Raw genomic sequence first — 642 nt, forward strand, 5'->3', positions numbered from 1 at the left:
CAGCTGCTGCAGTCGATCGCTGCCGGGGACCTCACCGCGCGCATGGACGGGCAGTTCAACGGCGTGTTCGCACGGATGCGTGACGATGCCAATGCCACCGTCACCCAGCTGACCCGCATCGTTGGCCAGATCCAGGCCAGCGCCTCCAGCATCACCCTGGCCGCCGGCGAAATTGCCTCGGGCAACAACGACCTGTCGCGCCGCACCGAACAGCAGGCCGCCAACCTGGAAGAAACCGCCGCCTCGATGGAGGAACTGACCTCCACCGTGCGCCAGAATGCCGAGCACGCCCGCCAGGCCAACCAGCTCGCCATCGGTGCCCATGGCGTCGCCTCCCAGGGTGGCGAAGTGGTCGGCCAGGTGGTCACCACCATGTCCGCCATCGAAGCCTCCTCGAAGAAGATCGCCGAGATCATCAGCGTCATCGACGGCATCGCCTTCCAGACCAACATCCTGGCCCTGAACGCCGCGGTCGAGGCCGCCCGTGCCGGTGAACAGGGCCGCGGCTTTGCGGTGGTCGCCAGCGAAGTACGCACCCTCGCCCAGCGTTCGGCCGCTGCCGCCAAGGAGATCAAGGGCCTGATCGACGACTCGGTGGGCAAGGTCGCCGATGGTTCTGCGCTGGTGCACAAGGCCGGGGCC

General features: G+C 67.6%; 1 protein-coding gene. It reads left to right on the forward strand.

Features of this window, described 5'->3' with window-relative positions:
- The coding region (locus ACVOJ1_RS18960) for a methyl-accepting chemotaxis protein (protein WP_346480780.1) at positions 1 to 642 on the forward strand (642 nt) is incomplete at both ends.

Source organism: Stenotrophomonas sp. STEN225 (assembly GCF_056756445.1).